At 63.7% G+C, this 21383-nt stretch carries 18 protein-coding genes and 3 pseudogenes; 10 read left to right on the forward strand and 11 right to left on the reverse strand.

Annotated elements, in window-relative coordinates:
• Nucleotides 1–1164 precede the first annotated feature (1164 nt).
• A complete protein-coding gene (locus Q0937_RS17300; RefSeq protein WP_299306166.1) occupies nucleotides 1165–1407 on the reverse strand; it encodes a hypothetical protein in 243 nt (80 codons plus the stop codon).
• 300 nt (nucleotides 1408–1707) lie between these two features.
• On the opposite strand from Q0937_RS17300, the gene Q0937_RS17305 reads away from it, so the two are divergent.
• A complete protein-coding gene (locus Q0937_RS17305) occupies nucleotides 1708–1956 on the forward strand; it encodes a histone-like nucleoid-structuring protein Lsr2 (RefSeq protein WP_299306197.1) in 249 nt (82 codons plus the stop codon).
• An 84-nt stretch (nucleotides 1957–2040) separates the two neighbouring features.
• Here the strand turns inward: Q0937_RS17305 and Q0937_RS17310 are convergent, their stop codons facing one another.
• Nucleotides 2041–2994 carry a tyrosine-type recombinase/integrase gene (locus Q0937_RS17310; RefSeq protein ID WP_299306168.1) on the reverse strand — a complete coding sequence of 318 codons (954 nt, stop codon included), beginning with the start codon at nucleotides 2992–2994 and terminating at the stop codon, nucleotides 2041–2043.
• 145 nt (nucleotides 2995–3139) lie between these two features.
• Nucleotides 3140–4420 carry a GAF domain-containing sensor histidine kinase gene (locus tag Q0937_RS17315; protein ID WP_299306169.1) on the reverse strand — a complete coding sequence of 427 codons (1281 nt, stop codon included), beginning with the start codon at nucleotides 4418–4420 and terminating at the stop codon, nucleotides 3140–3142.
• Between the two features lie 334 nt (nucleotides 4421–4754).
• Here Q0937_RS17315 and Q0937_RS17320 point away from each other — a divergent pair, with 334 nt between their 5' ends.
• Complete coding sequence (locus tag Q0937_RS17320) at nucleotides 4755–5897, forward strand: ATP-binding protein (protein WP_299306170.1); 1143 nt, start codon at nucleotides 4755–4757, stop codon at nucleotides 5895–5897.
• A gap of 646 nt (nucleotides 5898–6543) precedes the next feature.
• Here the strand turns inward: Q0937_RS17320 and Q0937_RS17330 are convergent.
• Nucleotides 6544–7695 (reverse strand): DUF262 domain-containing protein, encoded by a 1152-nt coding sequence (locus Q0937_RS17330; protein WP_299306171.1) that lies wholly within the window; start codon nucleotides 7693–7695, stop codon nucleotides 6544–6546.
• Nucleotides 7695–8810, reverse strand: a complete 1116-nt coding sequence (locus Q0937_RS17335; RefSeq protein WP_299306173.1) for an adenine-specific methyltransferase EcoRI family protein — start codon at nucleotides 8808–8810, stop codon at nucleotides 7695–7697. Before Q0937_RS17335 ends, Q0937_RS17330 begins: the two co-directional genes overlap by 1 nt.
• Here Q0937_RS17335 and Q0937_RS18065 point away from each other — a divergent pair.
• Together Q0937_RS18065 and Q0937_RS17345 are read left to right on the forward strand one after the other, a co-directional pair.
• The gene (locus Q0937_RS18065; protein ID WP_363323248.1) at nucleotides 8778–9218 is read left to right on the forward strand and encodes a type IIL restriction-modification enzyme MmeI; all 441 of its coding nucleotides are present in this window, start codon (nucleotides 8778–8780) and stop codon (nucleotides 9216–9218) included. The genes Q0937_RS17335 and Q0937_RS18065 overlap by 33 nt on opposite strands.
• Nucleotides 9215–10150, forward strand: coding sequence for a hypothetical protein (locus tag Q0937_RS17345; RefSeq protein WP_299306176.1), 936 nt, complete (start codon nucleotides 9215–9217; stop codon nucleotides 10148–10150). The genes Q0937_RS18065 and Q0937_RS17345 overlap by 4 nt, the downstream gene beginning before the upstream one ends.
• 168 nt (nucleotides 10151–10318) lie before the next feature.
• On the opposite strand, the pseudogene Q0937_RS17350 reads toward Q0937_RS17345, so the two are convergent.
• A pseudogene (locus tag Q0937_RS17350) lies at nucleotides 10319–10597 on the reverse strand (recombinase family protein); the annotation flags it as partial.
• 63 nt (nucleotides 10598–10660) lie between these two features.
• On the opposite strand from Q0937_RS17350, the gene Q0937_RS17355 reads away from it, so the two are divergent.
• Nucleotides 10661–10831 carry a hypothetical protein gene (locus tag Q0937_RS17355; RefSeq protein WP_299306178.1) on the forward strand — a complete coding sequence of 57 codons (171 nt, stop codon included), beginning with the start codon at nucleotides 10661–10663 and terminating at the stop codon, nucleotides 10829–10831.
• Between the two features lie 165 nt (nucleotides 10832–10996).
• Nucleotides 10997–13285 carry a hypothetical protein gene (locus Q0937_RS17360; RefSeq protein ID WP_299306180.1) on the forward strand — a complete coding sequence of 763 codons (2289 nt, stop codon included), beginning with the start codon at nucleotides 10997–10999 and terminating at the stop codon, nucleotides 13283–13285.
• Between the two features lie 337 nt (nucleotides 13286–13622).
• On the opposite strand, the gene Q0937_RS17365 is transcribed toward Q0937_RS17360, so the two are convergent.
• The 5 genes and pseudogenes from Q0937_RS17365 to Q0937_RS18070 all read right to left on the reverse strand — a co-directional run.
• Entirely contained in the window at nucleotides 13623–14258 is a 636-nt protein-coding gene (locus Q0937_RS17365; protein WP_299306182.1) for a recombinase family protein, read from the reverse strand.
• The gene (locus Q0937_RS17370; RefSeq protein ID WP_299306184.1) at nucleotides 14255–14473 is read right to left on the reverse strand and encodes a hypothetical protein; all 219 of its coding nucleotides are present in this window, start codon (nucleotides 14471–14473) and stop codon (nucleotides 14255–14257) included. Before Q0937_RS17370 ends, Q0937_RS17365 begins: the two co-directional genes overlap by 4 nt.
• A gap of 302 nt (nucleotides 14474–14775) precedes the next feature.
• The gene (locus Q0937_RS17375; protein WP_220700338.1) at nucleotides 14776–14952 is read right to left on the reverse strand and encodes a hypothetical protein; all 177 of its coding nucleotides are present in this window, start codon (nucleotides 14950–14952) and stop codon (nucleotides 14776–14778) included.
• A 51-nt stretch (nucleotides 14953–15003) separates the two neighbouring features.
• Nucleotides 15004–15096, reverse strand: a pseudogene (locus Q0937_RS17380) (hypothetical protein); the annotation flags it as partial.
• A 31-nt stretch (nucleotides 15097–15127) separates the two neighbouring features.
• Nucleotides 15128–15562 (reverse strand): annotated as a pseudogene (locus Q0937_RS18070) (hypothetical protein); the annotation flags it as partial.
• A gap of 173 nt (nucleotides 15563–15735) precedes the next feature.
• On the opposite strand from Q0937_RS18070, the gene Q0937_RS17390 reads away from it, so the two are divergent.
• The 4 genes from Q0937_RS17390 (at nucleotide 15736) to Q0937_RS17405 (ending at nucleotide 20140) form a co-directional block, all read left to right on the forward strand.
• A complete protein-coding gene (locus tag Q0937_RS17390) occupies nucleotides 15736–16095 on the forward strand; it encodes a helix-turn-helix transcriptional regulator (protein WP_047692694.1) in 360 nt (119 codons plus the stop codon).
• Complete coding sequence (locus Q0937_RS17395) at nucleotides 16092–18008, forward strand: cation-translocating P-type ATPase (RefSeq protein WP_094067112.1); 1917 nt, start codon at nucleotides 16092–16094, stop codon at nucleotides 18006–18008. The genes Q0937_RS17390 and Q0937_RS17395 overlap by 4 nt, the downstream gene beginning before the upstream one ends.
• A gap of 146 nt (nucleotides 18009–18154) precedes the next feature.
• Nucleotides 18155–19542 (forward strand): IS3 family transposase gene (locus Q0937_RS17400; RefSeq protein WP_094067111.1). Its coding sequence is split into 2 segments (ribosomal slippage): nucleotides 18155–18497 and nucleotides 18497–19542, totalling 1389 coding nucleotides; the frame shifts between segments, so codons are not numbered across the junction.
• Between the two features lie 58 nt (nucleotides 19543–19600).
• Nucleotides 19601–20140, forward strand: a complete 540-nt coding sequence (locus Q0937_RS17405; RefSeq protein WP_018023089.1) for a chlorite dismutase family protein — start codon at nucleotides 19601–19603, stop codon at nucleotides 20138–20140.
• Nucleotides 20141–21383 lie beyond the last annotated feature (1243 nt).

Below are 21383 nucleotides of genomic sequence, written 5' to 3' on the forward strand. Positions count from 1 at the left end.
AGTGCCGGCAGCGTCGCGCCAGCGACGCAGCCGATAGCAGCACCAAGCCCTCACCGAGCGCACGCAATGCGCTCCCGAGTGGGGCCACTGCGACCCATCAGGGCGCAGATCGAGAGCACGCAGCACATCCGCGACGCTCCAGCCAGCCACCCAGAAGTCTCGTGCCGCTGACCGGATCGCCCGAAGTGATGAACGACGAAGAACGAAGCTTCGGCGCCGCATCTCTGCGGCTGCTGCAAGCATCTCTACGCGGGTCTCAGGTACTCGCTGAACATCCCAGAACGGTGCCCGGTGAGCGTTGGGAAGCTGCTCAATAAGACGACGATCCGCCGCTCCCGTGAGGCGCCGACCGGACTCTCGAGCATCTTGGATCGCAGCGACGGCTTCGGCCTCGCGTGCACCCGTCGCGCTCGCGCGTGAGGGGTTATTACTACTCACCGGAAGGTGAGGGGGGGTGACAGATTCATCCACAGAATTGACCGGTTCAGCGTCCCGAACCGCGGGCACCGCCAACACGTAGACAGCACTCTCAGCACGCCGCTCCCCTGCTTCGTTGGCTGGCGAGTACTGTGCCGAGCGACCCGGCGCGACGCGACCGAGCATCCCCGCGGCATGCAGCCGCTGGAGTAGCCGAGCGACCGTGCGAGTCGTGCACTCCAGATGCTTAGCCATCGCCTCCCACGTCAGCCGGCGCACCAACAGCGAACCCCGTTCCGACGCCCCAGCGAGCAGCTGTGCCATCGCCCCGATCGAGTCGCGCACGTCCCGACGAGCACCCGCAAACTCGGGGTGCTCCAGAACCGAGACCACCCATGCCTGCGGCGTTGTGGCACGGTCCGCATTGATCGCTACGAGCGCCTGCGCGACACGCCACTGTGCCGCTTCCTGTGCCCTCGTTGGACGCCCACGGCGCCGCCGCAACCAGGGCCCTCCACGGCCCGATGCCGACGCCGCGACACGACGCGCAGCACGCTTCACAGTGGACTCGGACCCAATTGTGGGTACACTCATGCCAAGCCTTTCCGGCGCCGCAAGGCACAGAAGAAGGGCCGCAGGTCAGTTGACCTGTCGGAGATTCGATGAGCTAGTCCCGCCAAGAACTTGGGCTCATCGAGCGAAAACGTGTGAAGGCCGTCAGCTACTCAGCTGACGGCCTTTGCGTTGCTAGAACAAGGACGTGTCCTCCTCCTTGGCCTTCGCCTCGGCCGCCACCTGTGCCTCGACGGCAACGGAGCGACCGGACGGGTCGATTTCGGCGGCACGCACCAGGTACACCAGGGTGTCGCGCACGTTCAGCCTCGACGCCTGAGCCATACCGATCAGCTTCTGGGCGTCGTCAGGCTGAAAGCGGATGTTGGAGAAGTAGTCCCGTCCGCTGGATGGGTCGTACTGGATCGCGCGTGCCATGGAGCACACCCTAGTACCTAATTTACGTTAGCGACGCGCATATCGCGCGGCGTGTCTTTGGCCAGCTCCATGACAGCACAATGACGCTGTTCTAGCAGTACAGCAGGCAAGCGCTGTAGCTGACTACCGCCGCCGTTTCCGGCGTGGATCTAGTTGGCGCAGCCGTACTCCTCCATGGGACCGCGCTGCCCGCCGGCGCCAAAACAGCCCACGCGCTCGTGCTGTCCGCACTCTCGGCACTCCCATGTGCGGTGCCCTGGCGCCAGCGTGTCGGAGCGGCAGCTGCATGCCGCCCAGCCAATGAGGAACCGCGTGCCCTCGCAACTCCCGCAGCTCACAGGTGACTGCTCGATCCAGCCACCCGGTGCGCGAATAAGGGCCGGCAATGCCCGCCGGGTCGGTGGTCGGCGTATCAGTGGCACCCAGAGCGCAGGCTCTCCAAGCGACGCCGGCAAGATCCGCGCCTGGGCGAACGAACATGGCTACGAGGTCAGCGAACGGGGCCGTATCCCGAAGGAGATCCGCGAGGCGTACGCCGCGGCGCACTGACCCGGGGACGCGGCGAAGGAGGCCAGCGACACCACCGCTGGCCTCCCTCGCCGCATACGGGAAGGCTTCTCTGCCGCGGAGCTGTCATGTCAGCTTGCTGGCAAGCAGGCGGGCGGCTGAGGGCGCGGCGGAAGCAGCCCTGAGGTGGGCGGCTGAGGCTTTGAGGTAGATGCCAGTGGTGGCAATGCTTTCGTGACCCAGCAGCTGTTGCACCTCGGAGATCGGGACACCGACGTCCACCATGGAGACGGCGTAGGTGTGGCGCAGAGCGTGAGCTGCTTCGCCCTCGGGCTTGGCGATACCGGCCCGGGCGTAGAGGCGGTTGACGCGGTAGGAGATCGTGTCGCGGGTCAGTGCTCGGCCATCTGGGCGGACGAGCAGGGGAGACGAGTCGCCTTGGTTCAGAACGCGTTCTGCGCGCCAGGGCAGGTAGGTGTCGATCTGCGCAGCGACGCCAGGATCCAGCGGCACGGTACGGGCCTTGCGCCCTTTGCCGACGACACGGAGCGAGGGCTCATCACCGGGCCGGTAGTCGAGGGCCCGCAGGCCGGCGGCTTCGCTGGCACGAAGTCCGCCAGCTGCGAGGATCAGCACGATCGCCACGTCCAGCAGAGGCGCTGCTGGGCGCGCCTGCGGGTCTTCCGTCTTCGCTGTCTCCAGCAGGGCGGAGATCTGACCGTCAGTGAAAGCCACCGGCAGGCGCGCGGGGGCGCGGGGCGCCTGGATCGCGGCCGTAGGGTCGGTGGGCAGCCGGGACTCGAGGACGAGGTACCGGCATAGCCCGCGCAGCGTGGTCACCAGGCGGCGGCGGCTGGCCGGCGCGAGGCCAGCGTTGTTCATCTCGGCTAGCGCGGCCTTGATGACGGGGCTCGTGAGGTCCTGCACCCTGATAGGGGCACCCGTTTGGGCCTCCAGGTAGCGCTGCCACGAAGCGATATCGCCGCGGTAGGCCTTGGCCGTCTCGGTACTGATGGTGCGTCCGACAGCGCGGCGTTCCGCGATCCAGTCCCGGGCCGCATCGACGAAGAGTTCGCTCATCCCGCCACGCTAGGCCGCAGTTGACGCACGGCCGCGGCGACACCCCGTCTAGTGCACATAATTTTGATTATGCGCACTAGAGCGCAGGGCTCCCCTGAGTGGACGGCCTGTCTGCTGCTCTGGTTTTCTGGCTTTCGGCCCGGGGCTATTGGGGCGCGTTGGTCGGCCAGCTCGCACGGACGCCGATTCCGCCGAGTGGTGTGCTGACCAGGGAGAGATGGCCTCCGTGAGCTTGGGCGATGTGGCGGCAGATTCCTAAACCAAGTCCGGTGCCGTGCGGCTCTCCGCTGCGTCGCAGGCGCCCGCCTGTTCTCAGCAGTTGGTCGCGGTCCTCAGCCGGGATGCCGCGCCCGTTGTCTTCCACAAGGATTCCGCTGAGCTCGGCGTCATCCACCGCGGTGATGCGCACCCGCGGGGTACGGCCCGCGGGGCAGTACTTGATGGAATTGACCACCAGGTTCTGCACGAGGGAGTGCAGGTGCGACTCGTCGCCAAGGACGCTCCCGCCGGGGCATTCGAGGGTCGCACCGGTGCGGGTGATGAGGTCGGCGACATCGTCTTCGACGCGAGCTACGAGCGCGGGCAGATCCACGGTGGCGCGCTCCAGGTGGCTTCCGTCCACTGCCTGGTCCAGCAGATCCCGCAGCGAACTGAGCGTGCGCCGCCCGGCGCCTTCCGCCCTGTGCAGGAACTCCGGTGCCTCTCCCTCTTGGACGACGTCCTGAACGAGTTCGAGAAAGCCCAGCAAGGACGTCAGGGGCGTTCGCAAGTCATGGCTGACCTGACGAACGAAGTCCTCCAGTCGCTCTGCGGTGGCGGTGGCTCCGGCCAGGGCGGCATCGAGTTGTCGATCGCGGCGCTCGAGCTCGAGCACGTCGATGATGTTCTCTGCCAGATTTTCCAGCAGGGCGAGCTGGTCCGCGCTCAGGGTGGTGGGAGCGGGCGAGAACACGCACAGCGACCCCAGCGGCACCTCGGCGTGGAGGGGGATCGAGACGTAGCCGCGCACATGCCCGATGACACCGGTAACGAAAGGGTTATCTTGGAAGCGCGGGTCCTGCGACGCGTCGGGGACGACTGCGGGCTGCTCGTCGAGGAAGACCTTGGCGCACATCGAATCCTCGCGCGAGCACACCGAGGGGTCGACGCCGAAGGCGGCGATCTGGTGCTGTTCATCGGCAGTGATGACGTTGACCACCGCGTACGGCGCGCCCCCTACCGCAGCCGCCATCCGCGCCAGACGGTTCAGGCGAGCCGTGGAGGCCATCCAACTCACCCCCGCCCCAGAGCCGCGCTCCGGATCATCCACACGGCCGTGGGGCAACCCGTAATCGATCATCCACAGCCGCCTCGCCTCTTCCGAGACGAGCTTTTCGGTACTCCACACGACCGGCTCGCGGTGTGACTGCGTGACTTCGGTGCCCAAGACCTCTCCCTGCCTTGCCTCACTTCCCCAACCGCACACCCTACCGAGGGCCTCGCCGCCTAGGCATCCCGTTAACTTGTGAGCACGGTGCATCCTCCGGAGGGGTCGGCGATCTACCTATCGGTGCACGCCGCCGGCAACCGCGATGAGACCTCGGAGCCACGATCGCGAACATGGGAGCACCTAGGACCCCATGGTTTGAGGACAAAGCGGCAGCACAGTCAGTGCCGCGTCGCGACCACGCTGACGGCTGGCTGTCGCGCGAGACCAGTGTCGTTCCGGCCAGGGCCTTTTGATCCGTTTGGATTCGAGAGGTGCCCTTTATACTTTTTGTATGTCGCGCAACCTGTTCAAGCCGTCGTTTGGCACCTACCCTCACCTCCTGGTTGGCCGTGACCAGCTGATCGACGAGTTCGAGGACACCTTCGACGGGATCCTCGATCCCGCCGGTCTGACGATCCTCCTGTCCGGGCAGCGCGGGATGGGCAAGACCGTGCTGCTCGACTCCTACCGGCGAGCCGCTGAGGCCGCCGGCTGGCTGGTCATCACCGAGAGCTCCAGCAACGGGCTCCTCGAGCGCCTCACACGAGACCACCTCCCCCGCCTGCTCCAGAAGCACTCCGATAAGTCGCCGACGCAGATCGAGTCCGCGAGCGGTACCATCGGCCCCCTCGGAGGTGGCGCGTCCTGGACCGAGCGCTATCCCGCCGAGTCCACCCTCCGCTCCCAAATCACCGAGCTCACCGACGCCCTCCGGCCCTCCGGTCGAGGCCTCGTCATCACCATCGACGAGGTCCAGGCCGCCGATATCGAGGAACTCCGCAAGCTCGGCGAGATCATCCAGTACGGCCGCCGCGAGGAACGTCTGCTCGCCTTCGCGGCCGCGGGACTCTCCACTCCCATCGAGGAGCTCCTCGACCACCCCGGGGCAACGTTCCTGCGCCGCGCAGAACACCACCCCATCGGTCGCGTGAGCCGAGCGAACGTCCGAGCTTCCCTCGCGGGAACGATCGCCGACAGTGGCCGCGAGATCGACATTCAAGCCCTCGACGTCGCGGCCGATGCCGTCGACGGATACCCCTTCATGATCCAGCTGGTGGGCTACCACTCCCTCAAAGCCCACAAGACCGCCGGCCCCGTGACCATTGAGGCCGTGACCGCTGGGATCACAGCCGCGCGACGGCGCCTGGGCCGACACGTCCACACCCCCGCCCTACGGCCACTGTCGAGCGTTGACCGCACGTACCTGCTCGCCATGGCCCCAGACGACGGCCCGTCCCGCACCGGGAAGATCGCTGAGCGCATGGGCGTGACCGCCCAGTACGCCGGGGAGTACCGCCGACGACTCATTCGCGACGGCATCATCGAAGCCGCCGGCCACGGACAAGTCCGCTTCACCATCCCCTACACCGCGGACCACCTGCGCGAGCACGCCGCCCACAACGCCCTGGAGGGTCTTGCAGAAGAGGATTCCTGACCCGTCACGGCCAGCCGCCCCTCCCCTGGTGCGCCAGGGCCTCAGGAGCTAGCCGACCTGTCCCTGACCAGGAAGACCGCATACTCTGATTATGCGCACTTGGCGGATGCGGTACTCAGTGGTAGCGAAGCCCCCTCGGTGGACGCCTGCCCGCGACGTCGCAGTTCAGCGGTGTGAGCCCGCGCGACCAGAACTACAAGACCATCATCTGAGCCCAGCAGCGCGGCATTACGACCGGGGGCCAACGGCACGTTTAGACATACGCAGCCCATCAACCGCGATGCTATGGCCGCGTTCCTGTACCGGTACGCCGGCAAGCCCTCATACCCCGCATCGTTCTCGAACCCGTTACGAGACGTCAATCGCAGCCAGCAGTTCGCGAAGGAGTTGGCGTGGATGAAGAGCGCCGGAAGCTCCACCGGCTGGGCCGCCGGCACCTACCGCCCCCTCCAGGCCGTCAAAAGCGATGCCATAGCAGCGTTCCTCTACCGCTACGACAAGACGCTTTTTTTAGGCCGCAAGGCACGGAGAATTGAAGGGCCTGAGAGACGCCAACAGCGACGCTCCCAGGTCCTTCAAAATCCGTGCTGCCGTGGCACCCTGTGGCCGAAGCCATATTCGCTCATCGAAGGGCTTCCCATTCTGCCTAACGATTGCCCTTCGCCCGATTGTGAGGCACGCAGAGCATTTCGCAGTTGGAGAGGTCCGTCGGACCGTTCTTCGACCAAGCCGTGACGTGGTCGGCATCCATCTCGCTGTACTCGTAAATGCGTGTGGCGTTCGCGTTGGATCCGGCCGTGCACACCGGGCAATTCGAGGTCCTGGACTCCCTAGCCGCGGCCGTTTGCTGTTCATAGGCCGCGAGCTTCGTCTTTTCGTCGAAGACTCTAACCTCCAGCAGCTTTGTCTCGGCCTCGCCGCCAAGCACGAACTCGTAAATCCCCACCTTGCGCTTCACATCCAAGTCGCCCATGAGGTCGGCCACGCGCTTTTCGAGCTCTGCCGGCTCCAACTTGACATCCTTGTAAGTGTTGTAGAGGGCGCCCCATTGGACCGATCGCATTTGTTGCGGGCGTTTGGTCGGAAAGGTCGCGCCGACCCAGTCAATTACCCCCTTGAAGTACAGCCAAAGCTCGTTCACGTTCGCGTCGTGCTGGTGGCCGCCCATGTACTCGGTGATCTTGCCGTCGCTGATCCACGAGATCGCTGTCTCTAGGTAGTCCTGGCGAATCGGCGAGCCCTTCATATAGTCCGACGCGATCCCGTAGGCCGGGCAACCATTTTTGCTGAAATACTGTTTAGCCTTAGTCACCCATTGACCATGGTAAACTGCATTTCGCAGCTCTTGATCCGTTAACTTTTCCCCGGCGATGTTAATCACCTTAAACCATTCGAGCTTCTCCGAGTCGGCACCCTCGCAGAGATAGACCATGAGTTCGTAGTCGAGGATCTGCTTCTGCTGGTCATCCTGGAAGTTGTGAAAGGCCATCTGATGACCGTCAATCTCGATGGAAAAGTCACCCTCGACGTACTGGCAAATGGAGATCGTGCGTTGCTGACCGTCAATCACCTCAAAGGTGCCGTCGTCCCGCACGGCCCAGTACATGACGTTAAGCGGGAAGTCCTGGCGGAGCGTCTCGATAACGGCGTTGCGTTGCTTGTCTTTGTAGACAAATTCGCGCTGATAAGGGGGGCGTACGTCGAGCTTGCCACCGTACGCGCGGACACCAAGCTCCTCATTGTCCTCGTAACCGTTGACAAGATCGCGGACAGTGATGCTCTTCGGGGTAATTCTCATCAGACAGCGCCCTTCCGGCGAATAAAGATTCGCTTGTATGTCGCCTGTACGATGTGGCCGTCACTATTGATGAAGTAGTTCTTCTTGCCGTCGTTGCCCTGGAGGTTCGCGTTCTCGTTGGTCTTGCCGCCCGACGCGCCGGTAGGCGTCCCGTCGGATCGCATTTCCCTATAGTCGTCATACTTCTTAGTGTCCGGAACGGCCTCGTGGCACCCGCGCTGCGTTGTTCCCAGGATATCGAACTGGTCACGGTTATGTTTGTCAAGGAATGTTACGGGTACTCCCATGACGCCCAAGTAGTCTTCAGGTATCTCGCTTGTCCTGCTGACCTCGATCGCGTCGTAATTGTCATACGCAGGGTAAGCCTCAGGGGTATACCGACGATAAAGGATTAAGTCCTCGTGGCGCTTGTTAATGTCAAGGTTAGTGAACCAGCAAGCATTTCCTAAACTACGCCACGCCTGCCCTTGTTCATCAACCCAATAGCGAGTGGCCCGAGACTCGTAGTGTTTCGGAACCCGGAACTTCATGTCCCCATTATTGACGCCTAGCCACATCTTACTGCCCGCAATCAGTGGGAATACTTCCTTATAGGTAATCGCGCCTTGATTGCCGACAATAAGGAATTGTTTCTCGTACTGCATTAACTGCGCGACATACTCGCGAAAGAGCGAGAAGGGCGGGTTAGTTACGACAATATCCGATTCCTTCAGCAAGGCAATGCTCTCTTCGGAGCGAAAGTCGCCATTGCCCTGGAAATGCTTAACTTCGATCTCGTCGCGGCCCGGCAGCCGGTCGCCATCCTTGTCGCCCTCGTACTCCAGATAGACAGCCTTACTAGTGTCACCCCTTGAGAATGCATCGACGTCCTGACTCTTGTAGCAAGCCGCGATTAGCTTCTTAAGTCCGAGCTTCTCAAAGTTATACGAGAAATAGTGGAAGAACTGAGACTCGCGGGGATCATCACAGTTAAGGTAAACAACCTTGCCCTTGAAGTGCCTCCTGTAGTGGCGAAGCTCCTTCTCGATGTCCGACAGCTCCGTGTAGAACTCGTCTTGCTTAGCTCCCTTTGCGGCGTTTAGATGACGTATCACCGAGCGCGTGTCAGCCGTCATGCGCGTGTCCCCTCTCCTCTTTTATCAGGGACTTTACACGCCAGTTGGCACACGGTCTTACTGCCGCAGGTTGCCAAGAGCGGCCGCGCTGCGATCACCACGGCAGGCCACGAGGTCGTCGAGGCAACAGGGCCCCACCACCCGGAACGCTCCCTGGCTCAGCACTACACCCCGCTCGCGATGGACGCGTCCCCGGTTGCCGCGCACGGCAAGCTCGACCGACTCGTTGACCGAGCCTTCGGTGCCAAGAAGAAGGTGACCACGACTGAGGAACGGGCGCGGGTCCTCTTCGAGATGCCCGCCGACCTGACGGCCGAGTGCGTGCCGACCGGCTACTCGGCCGCATCGGCTGTCAGACCTGGCCTCGACTATGGGTATACGCCGTCGCCGAACATTGGGGAAACATGAACGACAGTCATATCCACGCCCAGCTCCATCAGTCGGGCAGGGGCGCACTGCTGCTCAAACTGGTCGAGTTGACTGCCGAAAGCCCGCAGCACTACGCGAGTCATCGAGAGCTCGCGAAGCCCTTCGACATGTCGGATCGGGACGCCTTCTATCAAATTGGGAGGCTCCGTGACGCCGACTTGGCCGTCCCGAACGACCGAGCCTCAGGCGGATGGCGTCCGACGCCCGAAGGGACCCGCATCGCCACCGGCCTGCAGTCATCCCTCGAAGAAGGACAGCTCCGGCTCGAGCACACCATGCGAGCCATTCTCACGAACCTCAAAGACGCCGGCGGCGAGTCGGATCGCGACGACTGGATGAGCTGGGACCTCCACGAGGAAGGGCGCGCGCCCGTCCCACTTGAGGACCGAGAGCAGGCGCTCGACCTCCTCAAGGAAGCGGAGTACACCACTTCCATCGATACACTTCAGGCTTCGCACCTGCGGATCGAGATCACGTCTCGCGGCCGGGCCGTCCTCACGCGCCACGATGTGCTGCTTACAGGCGGGATGTTTGAGCACGGGCAAACGGCCAACTTTGATCAGCGCATCGGCATCCAGGCCCAGACCTTCCACAATGACGGCGGGGCCGTTCAGACCGGCGACCACGCAGTCCAGAACATCACGATCACCAACGCTCAGGTCGAGCGCATCAACGAGAGCATCGCGGCCATCCGCGAAGTCCTCGCAAGGGAAGACCTCGACGAGAGCGTGCGCACCGAAGTCTCTGCAGCGGTCGATGAGCTCGAAGCCGCCGCTCGCCAGCAAGTCGAGACGGGAGTGCTGCATGCACTCTTCACGAAAGCGACGATGGCCGCAGCCAGTGCAGCGGGTAGCGCAGCCGGAGGGGCGCTCATCCAGAGCTTGGCCGCCATCGGCACAGCACTGATCTGAGCGAGCCCAGCCCGCCCTGTCCCTACAGCGGCAGCTCGCGCTGCTCTAGGTACCGGTACAGCGTGTTTCTGTTGATGCCCGTGGATACGTGCGATCCGAGCTTTGGGGACGCCGGCGGCAGCGTTGCGGACCTCGCGGATCTGGTCGCTGTCCAGGAGACGCTTGCGACTAGGGGTACTTGCCAGGGGTCTGTTTGGCGATCGCGATGACCTCGGCCTGGCGCTCACGGGTCATTTCGCGCTCGGACTGGGCGACGGCGGTGATGATGTGCAGGATCAGCCGGGTGGTGAGGTCTCCCCCGTCAGGTCTGACCGTGAAGCCCTGGGTGGTGAACTCGACGGTGACGCCCTTCGCCTCGAGCTCCTCCATGATCGCGAGCATGTCCCGCAGCGACCGGGCGAGACGGACCGTAAACCATCCGCACATCGCAGTGCCGCCCCTTCGATCGTTAAGGAGAACGGCAAGAAGCCACCCAAAGGCCCGCGCTGGGAGATTGCGGGCCTAGCGCAGTTGCCAGGCACCCGCCTCACCGCCACCCACCTCACCCGCCGGGTACTGACCACCGTTCCTCCACGCGGCGCGGTCATCGTCGCTGTCGCTGGCAGCGAAGCACTACGAGACCGCTCCGAGAGCGCCACCTTCACCGCCGGCCCCGAACGCCGTGTCCACATGACCATCTGAACTACCACGCTGCCCACTCGTCCACTCGCGCGCCGGAGACGGGGGCGCAAGTCGGTCCTCATTGAACGGACGGCGTACCCCCGGGCGGACTAGTTCGACCAACTGGGACATGACATGTCCGGCGGGAGTCCAAGCAAGGGTGGGCGCAGCTCAAGATGAAGCGGCATGCCAACGCGCACGCGAAATGCCGGATCTCTCGACTACCCTGAAGGAGCCGGTGTCGAGCGCGCCGCACGCATGCTTCCACCGAATGAAGAGGTTTCAATGAAGAAACTGAGTGTCGAACTTCAGAATTGCCATGGGATCCGCGCGCTTTCCGCGTCTTTCAAGTTCAAGACCGGCAATTCAGTTGCTGTCTACGCTCCTAACGGAAGCATGAAGACGTCTTTCGCCCGAACTCTCGCCGACCTCGCTAACGGGAACGAGACCCAGGACCGCGTCTTCCCTGACCGGAAAACGATTCGGACCGTGAAAGATCAGGACGGTAACGACTTGGACGGGGGCGACGTAGTCGTCGTGCTGTCCTACGACGAGGAACTCGGGCCAACGGAGTCCACATCGACACTCCTCGTCAACGCCGAACTTCGCAAAGAGTATGAGGTACTACAGCGCGCCCTACTCGAGGCGCGCGATGAGTTGGTCACTGCCTTAAAACAGCAGTCGAAGAGCAAGCAGGACGTATTAGGTCTAGTCTCACGGGCGTTCACCCAGCAGGATGACAATTTTTTTACCGCGCTGGTGCGACTTGGCTACGAAATCCAGGAACAGGACGACGCCCCGTTCGCAGACGTGCCGTTCGACATTTTGTTCAATACCAAGGTTCAACCGATCTTGCGCACGCCGGCGCTCCAGTCAGCACTCACAGATTACGTGACCCGGCTCAATGAACTACTCGACGAGTCCACCTTTTTCAGCCGAGATTCCTTCACGTTCTACAACGCAACGAATGTCACGAAGAGTCTGGGAGACAACGGCTTCTTTTCGGCTCAGCATTCCATCCTATTACATGGGCAGGACGGAGACTCCAAAGAGGTCTCCAGCCACGCAGATCTCGATGAACTGATCGCAACTGAAAAGCAAAAAATTACCGACGACGATGCTCTGCGAAAGAAGCTCGACGCGGTCGAGAGGGCACTGAACAAGAACGCTGATACGCGAGCTTTCTTTGCATACATCTCCGAGCATGTTGAACTTCTTACCGAATTCACCAATATCGACTTGTTCGAACAGAAGCTCTGGAAGTCTTACATTAAGATGCATCAGGCGGTCTATGAGCGCGTCGTCGACTGCTTTAAAGACGCCGAGAAGCGGAGAAAGGAGATTGAGGAGCAGGCCGCCGCCGAGAGCACCCGGTGGGAGCGAGTAATCGACATCTTCAACGACCGGTTCTTTGTCCCCTTCCGACTCACGGCAACAAACCGCGACCGCGTGATACTTGGGCAGGAGCGCCTACTGAAGCTCGGCTTTGAGTTCGCGGAGGGAGCGGAGAGGGTAGCAGTGGAACGCGGGGACCTACTCGAAGTCCTCAGCAACGGCGAGAAGAAGGCACTTTACATTCTAAATGTACTTTTCGAGGTAGAGACTCGCAAATCGTCAGCCCGCGAGACCTTGTTCGTCATCGACGATATTGCAGACTCTTTTGATTACAAGAACAAGTATGCTATCGTCCATTATTTAAAGGAGATGTCCGAGCAGCAGAATTTCAGACTTGTTCTCCTCACCCACAATTTTGACTTCTTCCGCACACTAGAAGGCCGGGGCGTTGTGGGATACGACCGATGCTTCATGGCCCAGAAAGGCGAGAGCAAAGTCATCCTAAGTCGGGCGGTGGGCGTAAAAAATCCGTTCATCAAGGATTTCAAGCTCAAATTTTTCGAAAATGGCATGAAACGGGTTGCATGCATCCCTTTCATCCGAAACATTCTGGAGTATACGAAGGGCGAGGACGATCCCGACTATTTGAAGTTGACCTCGCTCCTTCACTGGAAGGGCGACACCTCTGCCATCACGCATCAAGACCTCGACTCCATCTTCACGGGGGCATTCGGAGATCAAGGCTCGTGGTCGTCTCCGACCGGTTCAGTCATCGACCTCGTAACCGAGCAAGCCAACTTGGCGCTCGATGCCGATGATGGCGTGAACTTCGAGAACAAGATCGTGATGTCTATCGCAATCCGACTGCTGTCGGAGGCCCACATGGTGGACGAGTTAGCCGACTCGACCTTCACCAGCAGCATTCCGACCAGCCAGACGCAGGCCTTGTTCGGTGAGTACAAGAACCGCGGACACGGGACCAGGGCAACTCGCGAAATCCTCGATGCAGTCGTACTCATGACTCCTGAAAACATTCATGTTAACTCGTTCATGTACGAACCCATCATCGACATGTCGGATACTCACCTCCGAAAGCTCTATCGAGACGTACTCAAGTTGAGTGCCTTAGTACGGGCCTGATGCTCACACCCGCCTAAGCTCAAATTTTGTAAGGGACGGGCCCTGCAGCCCTGGTCGACTGCATAAGGTTGCGTGTGTAAAGTCCACAAGGTTCGCCGTGCTCGGCCTGCTGTTTATGTTGCAGTCCGGTGTCGAACTTCAAAGTGTTCCTCAGAAGCCTTCTGCGTGTCGCCCTTCAGGTTCTTTCCGTAATCTTCCGACGGCCCAGGCCGCCTCGGTCTCATCGCCATCCCGTTGGCACTTTCCGTTGCCCTGAATGTGCTGGCGACACGACTCGTCCGTCGTCTCGATGTGCAGTAGTCCGGCGCGCGCCCGCCTTGAATTCTCGCGAACGACGTCACTCACTCACCGGCGGGTCGGACTGTTCGAGGTAGCGGTACAGCGTGGATCGGCTGATCCCGTGGTCACGCGCGATTTGCACTTTCGGGGTGCCGGCGAGGGCGGCGTTGCGGACGGAGCGGATCTGGTCGCTCTCGAGGGTGCGGGGCCGGCCCTTGTAGACGCCGCGCTTCTTTGCTGCGGCGATGCCCTCGGTCTGTCGCTGGCGGATGAGTTCGCGTTCGAACTGCGCGAACGCGCCCATCATGTTCAGCTGGAACGAGGCCATCGGGTCCGTGTCGCCGGGGGCGAAGGTGAGTCGCTCTTTGAGGAACTCGACGCTCGCGCCCTTCCTGGGGTGTTGCTCGGTGTGCTCTGTCGGGTCGCCGGTGATCTGCTGGACGATGTCGTTGAGGTCGATCACCGACCGGGCCAGACGGTCCATGGAAGCGACGACAACATGGTCGCCATGGCGGACGTGCCGGATGAGCGCTTGCAGCTGCGGGCGGTCGGTCGCGCTCTTGGCGGACTGCTTCTCGGTGAAGGTTTGGTCGCACTCCCCCACCGCTTCGAGTTGCCGGGCGAGGTTCTGGCCGGCCGATGAGACCCGGAGATACGCGACGCGCTGTCCCGCAGCTCGACGGTCGGGACTCACTGTTGGCCCCTCTCAAGGCGCGCACGCCGCAGGCGTAGCACCTGAAGGGCCGCGCCAATCACGGCGGCAGCGACAAACAGTGCACCGATCCATCCGTGATGCTGGACGTCGATCACGCCCGTCAGGTAGAGCGCAGCAAGGACCAGCCAGATCGCCGGCATGAGGAAGCCGGTGACCGGCCCGCGGTCCCGCCTTGCCTTAGGTGTTCCGTTCATGTCTTGGACCCTAGCCGAGACATGTGCCAGAACCCGTTATTTGACCCTGTGGAACAGGGACGATGCCGCATGGGCGGCTGTCGCTTTTGGGTATACCCAATAGTGGCACTGCGCGTTGTTGGCGCCCGAGTGTCCTGTGAATCGCATCGCTTCGAGGCGTGTTTCTGAGAACTTTCGGTGGCTCATGAGGAGGGCTTCTGTGGCAGCGTCGACGAGCTCTGGAGTGAGGTCGGCGGCCCGCAGCACGCGTTGACCTCGACGTACGTGGACATCGACATGTCGGACGTGAGGAAGGACCTCGATCAGGCGAGGAGTGTGATCCAGTAGTCCCAGAAGCGCACCGCGCTCAACGCGGCGACCAGGAGGAACCAACCGACCAGGGCTGGAGTCTGGTAGGCGTGGACCCACGTGCCCGTACAGGCCCGTCGTGAGCCGGTCTGGCCTGGCAGCAGGCGCAGGTTTCGTTGGGTGACGATCACGAACAGTGGGATGGCGACCGCCCACACGGCCATGCAGTACGGGCACAACGCGCCGATCCGATACAGGCTCACCCAGATGAGCCAGTGGACGAAGATGGCGGCGAGAGTAACCCCGGCCTGCAGCCTCAGCGGCCAAGGCAGCATTGACCGAGCTCACGTGAAGAGGCATGTACCTCACGACGAACTCGACACGGTCGCCGTACCGGTCCTTGATGTCCTCCACATGGGGGTACAGGGCGATGCACGCCTCGCACTCGAAGTCGAGGAACTCCACCAGCTGAACCTGATCACCATCGGTCATGCGTGGGCTGTCGGGACGGACCAGATTCTCGAGTGAACCCTGGGGAGCGTCCGCGCCGGGCGACGAAGAGTCCGGTCGGGTGAGCAGTACAGCGACGACGAGAGCGATCAGGCCGCCGCGATGAGTGCAAGAGAGATCTGCCGACTGCGAGTCAGAGTGGCCTCCAGGTCTGGTTCCCGGCGTTCTGCCAGGCCCATAGGTCAACGTTCGCTGAACTATACCGAGGGATTCGGAAGTGACGTGCCAGTCGTAGAAGCACGCGGCATCGACCACCACGTGCGCGGTGAGCACGGGCAGACCCGTCGCCATCTGCGAGGCCTGGACAACCCAGACAGGCTCGACACGCCCTCGGTGTGCTGCGTCGACCTTGCCAGGGCGGAGTCGTCGGTCGCCTGAGCGCAGCTGAAGTTGCGACCTCTCGCGTGTTCCGTGGCGGATAGCCAGACTGACAAAAGGTCAGCGAGCACTGTATAGTTCAGCACATGCTGACTATTGCTTCGCGCCTCGACGTCATGAACCGGCTCGGCCGGGCCATGGCGGACCCGACGCGCTCCCGGATCCTGATGACCCTCCTTGATAGCCCGAGCTACCCGGCTGTGCTGTCGCACGAGCTGGAGCTGACTCGCTCGAACGTGTCGAACCATCTGACGTGCTTGCGAGACTGCGGGATCGTCGTCGCAGAGCCCGAAGGACGGCAGACTCGTTACGAGATCGCCGACCCACATCTCGCTGCGGCCCTCGTCGCTCTGGTGGACGTGACACTCGCCGTGGACGAGCAGGCTCCCTGCGTGGACTCGACGTGCACGGTGCCGGGCTGCTGCGGGACTGGAGCGGGTGCATGAGCGCGGCGTGTGGGTGCGAGCACGAGAGTGCGACGCCGACGGGCGAGGAGGTTGAGGGCGCGGAGCGGCCATGGTGGAAGGACCGCGGTGTCTTGGTTCCGATCTTCTCCGGTGTCGCCTTTCTCAGTGGTCTGATCTCTGAGCGGTCCGGGGCTGAGACCGTGGCTCTGGTCTTGTTCTGGATCGGCCTGCTGCTGGGCGCGTCGACCTTCACACCTGGCGCGGTCCGCAGGCTCTTCAAGGGCAGGATCGGCATCGGGTTGCTGATGACGATCAGTGCGATCGGCGCGGTCATCCTCGGCTACGTCGAGGAAGCGGCCGCACTCGCGTTCCTGTACTCCATCGCCGAGGCGCTAGAAGACAAGGCGATGGATCGCGCCCGCGGTGGTCTGCGGGCGCTGCTGAAGCTCGTGCCGGACACCGCGACCGTGCTGCGCGACGGAGCCTCCGTCGAGGTCGCGGCGAAAGACCTGACCGTCGGCCAGCTCATGGTGATCCGCCCGGGAGAGCGGATCGCGACCGATGGCGTCGTCCGGGCGGGACGCTCCAGCCTGGACACCTCGGCGATCACGGGCGAATCGATCCCGGTCGAGGTCGAGCCCGGTGACGCAGTCTCGGCTGGCGCAATCAACAGCACCGGCGCACTGGAAGTCGAGGCGACCGCGGCGGGCACCGACAACTCGCTCACCACGATCGTGGAGCTGGTCGAGAAGGCGCAGACCGAGAAGGGCGAACGTGCCCGCCTAGCCGACAAGATCGCCCGACCGCTCGTCCCTGGTGTCCTGATTCTTGCTGCGTTGGTCGCAATCATCGGCTCGCTGCTGGGCGATCCAGAGCTGTGGACAACGCGCGCCCTCGTGGTGCTGGTGGCAGCCTCGCCCTGCGCACTAGCGATCTCCGTCCCGCTGACAGTCGTCGCCGGCATCGGCGCGGCGAGCAAGTTCGGAGTGATCATCAAATCTGGAGCGGTCTTCGAGCGTTTCGGCACCGTCCGGCACGTGGCCGTTGACAAGACCGGCACTCTCACCCGCAACGAGCCTGCCGTCACCGCGGTCCTCACCGTCGACGGCCTGACCGAGGCACAGGTGCTCGCATGGGCCGCTGCGCTGGAGCACCACAGCACTCATCCTCTCGCCGCGGCGATCACCGCCGCCGCCCCGGGCGTCACGGCAGCGGCGGATGTGACTGAGCAGGCGGGGCACGGCATCGAAGGCACCGCCGATGGTTCGACGATCACCGTCGGCAGCCCGCGCTGGCTCGACGCCGGTGAGCTCGGCGACCGGGTCGAGGGACTGGAAGAGCAAGGCATGACCGTCGTGATCGTGCACCGAGACGGAGCGCCAGTCGGCGCGATCGGCGTCCGAGATGAACTACGCCCCGAGGTCCCCGAGGTCGTCCGTACCCTCGCAAGCCAGGGGGTCGGAATGACGATGCTCACCGGCGACAACACCCGCACAGCGCAGGCCCTTGCCGCCCAGGCGGGGATCGTCGACGTCCGCGCAGAACTGCGCCCTGAAGACAAGGCCGCCGCGATCGGAGCGTTCTCCGAGGCAGGACCGGTCGCGATGATCGGCGATGGCATCAACGACGCGCCCGCTCTCGCGGCAGCCGACATCGGCATCGCGATGGGCGCGACCGGATCGGACGCCGCGATCGAGTCCGCCGACATCGCGTTCACCGGCCACGACCTGCGTCTCATCCCCAGAGCGTTTGACCACGCCCGTCGGGGTCGCCGCATCATCAACCAGAACATCATCCTGTCTCTGTTGATCATCACCGCGCTGCTCCCACTCGCCCTCTTCGGTGTCCTGGGGCTCGCTGCCGTGGTCCTGGTTCACGAAGTCGCCGAGGTCATCGTGATCCTCAACGGCCTGCGCGCCGCCCGAACCCATACGCCGCAGATCGGCAGCTGATGCTTGCGACCATCGGGTCGGCGATCCCCTACGGGTCAGGATGAGTTGAGGCCGGTGGTTCATAGCAAGTCCGCCAGCGTGGGGCGTGAACCAGGAGTCCAATCATCATGAGTTCGTCTTTGATCGCGGTGCGCGACGATGGTCGTATGCCCAGTCCCGGACCTCGTTCGGGGGGTCCGACCTCGCGGAGGTCGTTCTCCTCGGCGCAGAAGCTTGACCACCTGGCCGCCTACGAGGTGGCCGTCGCCAGCGGCCTGGGCGGTGCGTACCTGCGCGAGCACGGGTTGTACTCCTCGCTGGTCAGCGAGTGGCGCCGGATGCGTGACGCAGGGGTCCTCGCGGGGAAACAACCTGGGGAGAAGATCGGGCGGCTGTCGGCCGAGCAGGCGGAGATCGCCCGGTTGCGCCGTCAGCTCGACAAGGCCGAGCGGAGGTTGGTGACGACCGAGGCGGCGCTGGTGATCATGGGAAAAGCACACGATCTCTTGGACGTGCTTACCAAGAGATCGCGGGACGACTCCGAGCACACCACGCGTTGATGGCTACCTACCGTGAGCTGACCGGTGCGGGGGTCCCGACCCGGGCCGCGGCGATCCTGGTCGGGGTGTCGCGGGCGACCGCGACCCGCCGCCCCCGCACCCCGGTGGTGACCAGGGCCCGGGTGCCGGTGAACAAGCTCACCGACGCGGAACGGGCCGAGGTCCTGGCGGTCGTGAACAGCCCCAGGTTCGTGGACCTGCCCCCGATCCAGATCTACGCCCACCTGCTCGACGAGGGCGTGTATCTGGGGTCGATCTCCACGATCTACCGGGTGTTGACCGCGAACGCGCAGATCAAGGAGCGCCGCCGGTTGGCCCGCCACCCGGCCCGGACCATCCCCGAGCTCGTCGCCACCGCCCCCGGGCAGGTCTACTCGTGGGACATCACCAAGCTCGCCGGGCCCATCAAGGGCACCTACTTCGACGCCTACGTGATGATCGACATCTACTCCCGCTACATCGTCGGCGCGCACGTGCACGCGGCCGAGTCCGCCGTCCTGGCGGCCGAGATGATGAAGGAGATCTTCGGGGTCCACGGCATCCCGCAGGTCGTGCACGCCGACCGGGGCACGTCCATGACGTCCAAGACCGTCGCGGCGCTCCTGGCGGACCTGGAGGTCACCAAGTCACACAGCCGGCCCCGGGTGAGCAACGACAACCCCTACTCCGAAGCGTGGTTCAAGACGTTGAAGTTCGCGCCCGTGTTCCCCGAACGCTTCGGCTCCCTGACTGACGCCCGGTCGTTCATGGCCGACTTCGTCGCCGGCTACAACCATCACCACCACCACACCGGCATCGGACTGAACACCCCCGCTGACGTCCACTACGGCCTCGCCGCGGCGAAGGCTGGCGAGCGGGCTCTCGTCCTGGCCGCCGCCCGCGCCCGCAACCCCGAACGATTCGCCACCAACCGCGATCCGAAGATCCTGGCCATCCCACCGACGGCCTGGATCAACCAACCCGCCGACAACACCGGCATCGAGCTAGCCGCCTAACACCCACCGGCCTCAACTACCTTGACAAATTCCGCAGGGGTGCGGTAACGTCGTTTCCATGCCGCTCAACGTCTTTGCCGGAGGCCGGGTGGGCGCCTGGCAGGTTGAACGCATCGAGCCGGTGACTGGTCCGTCCTTGCCGGTGGTCTCACGGTTGGCCGTGCTCGACGGGTCACGTGCAGGCGACGTCGAGGCGGCCTGGGTGCTGCGCGGGACGACGAGCTACAAGCGCTACACCCGACGCGAGGAGCAGGAGGCACTGGACGCCAAGCAGCCACAGCTCGGCCGGCCCGAAGCAACCCGGGCGGCTCTCATCCCCATCACCAAGTCCGATGCTTGGTGGCAGCTCGCTCAGGACGAACGCCGTGACCTCCTCGAGGAGAGTTCCCACCACATCGCGGTCGGGTTGGAGTACCTGCCGGCAGTCGCGCGCCAGCTCTACCACGGCCATGACCTGGGCGAGCCCTTCGACTTCCTCGCCTGGTTCGAGTACGCCCCCCAAGACGCCCCCGCGTTCGAGGAGCTCGTAGACCGACTCCGCACGACCCCCGAGTGGGGCTACGTAGAACGAGATGTCGACATCCGCCTCGCGCGGTGACCCGCCCTGCTCCCGGCTCTGCCGACAGGACAAGTGTGCTCATGGCGGGTCCACGAGCACACGGGCTATCTCAGTAGACGATGGCTCACCGGGCAAGAACGCACGCCCATCGCGGCATGACCGGGCGAGCGTCCCCGCCCCTACAGCGGCAGATGCGGGCGAGCGTCCCCGCCCTCAACGCGGCAGATGCGGGCGTGACCCCGAACGGTTCGCCACGTGTCGACGACGGCTGAAAACTGGGCCGTAATCGACGGGGCGTTGACGCCTGGCTCAATGTTCACGCCAGAACTGCCAGCCCGACGGCGGTTCTGGGAATTCTGAGCTGGGGCTCCAACCGACTGGAGGTGACCACCGCTCCGGCGGCGTTGGCCAGCTTGGCGGGACGGCGAAGATGAGGCGGGCTCGACGGCGCCGCCACCTCCGCCGGAGCAGCAGTGCCCCGGCAATCGAGAGTGACATGCACGCGACGGCAACCAGCGTCGCGATGAGCCGGAAGCGACCGAGATCGGCACCCTGGCCCGGGCCCGGATCACTCGGTGCCCCACCCAGGACCAACGCGACAAGGCCAACCAGACCAATGATGAGACACAAGACGAAGGAGCTGGCATAAGCGGTGCGTATCCGTCGGGACTCCGCCGGTCTTTCCAGGGCAGAACTCATCGGCGTCCCTCAGCCCGCCCAGACGGGCGAACGGGCCCCCGAGGGGCGTTCTTCAGGCGTTCGCACGCGCCCAAACTAGCCCGTTCACGCTCGGCCCGGAGTGGACAAGAACGGTCCGCGTCGCATGACGTGAGAGGGCGGCGGCCAAGGCAACAGTCAGCGCCCTCACGAGGCCCGGGTCGAGAACATGGAGCACACCGTCAAGGGCGCTCGCAATACATCGGCGGCGGGCCCTTACGGGACACGCTTCGCGTGCCGATGGCAGTGCGTGAGTCGGGGAGTGCGGAGGGGGCACACGTGAGCGCGACGCGACCGGGGAGCCATGCCCGCGACCCCTCCGTTCCCCCGCCGGTCGATCCTGAGCTGACACGGCTGTCGGTGCGGTGGACCCACGGCGCGTTGCGAACGGTGATCGCCGTGTGGTTGATCGCGGGCCTGGTGGGCGCCTCCTACGACGCTCTGAGTCGCTACGGGCATCTGACCTGGATCCTGGTGTGGGGTGGGCGCGGCGATCCCCTACGGGTCAGGATGAGTTGAGGCCGGTGGTTCATAGCAAGTCCGCCAGCGTGGGGCGTGAACCAGG

The sequence above is a fragment of the uncultured Brachybacterium sp. genome (assembly GCF_947500705.1).
Classification (GTDB): domain Bacteria; phylum Actinomycetota; class Actinomycetes; order Actinomycetales; family Dermabacteraceae; genus Brachybacterium.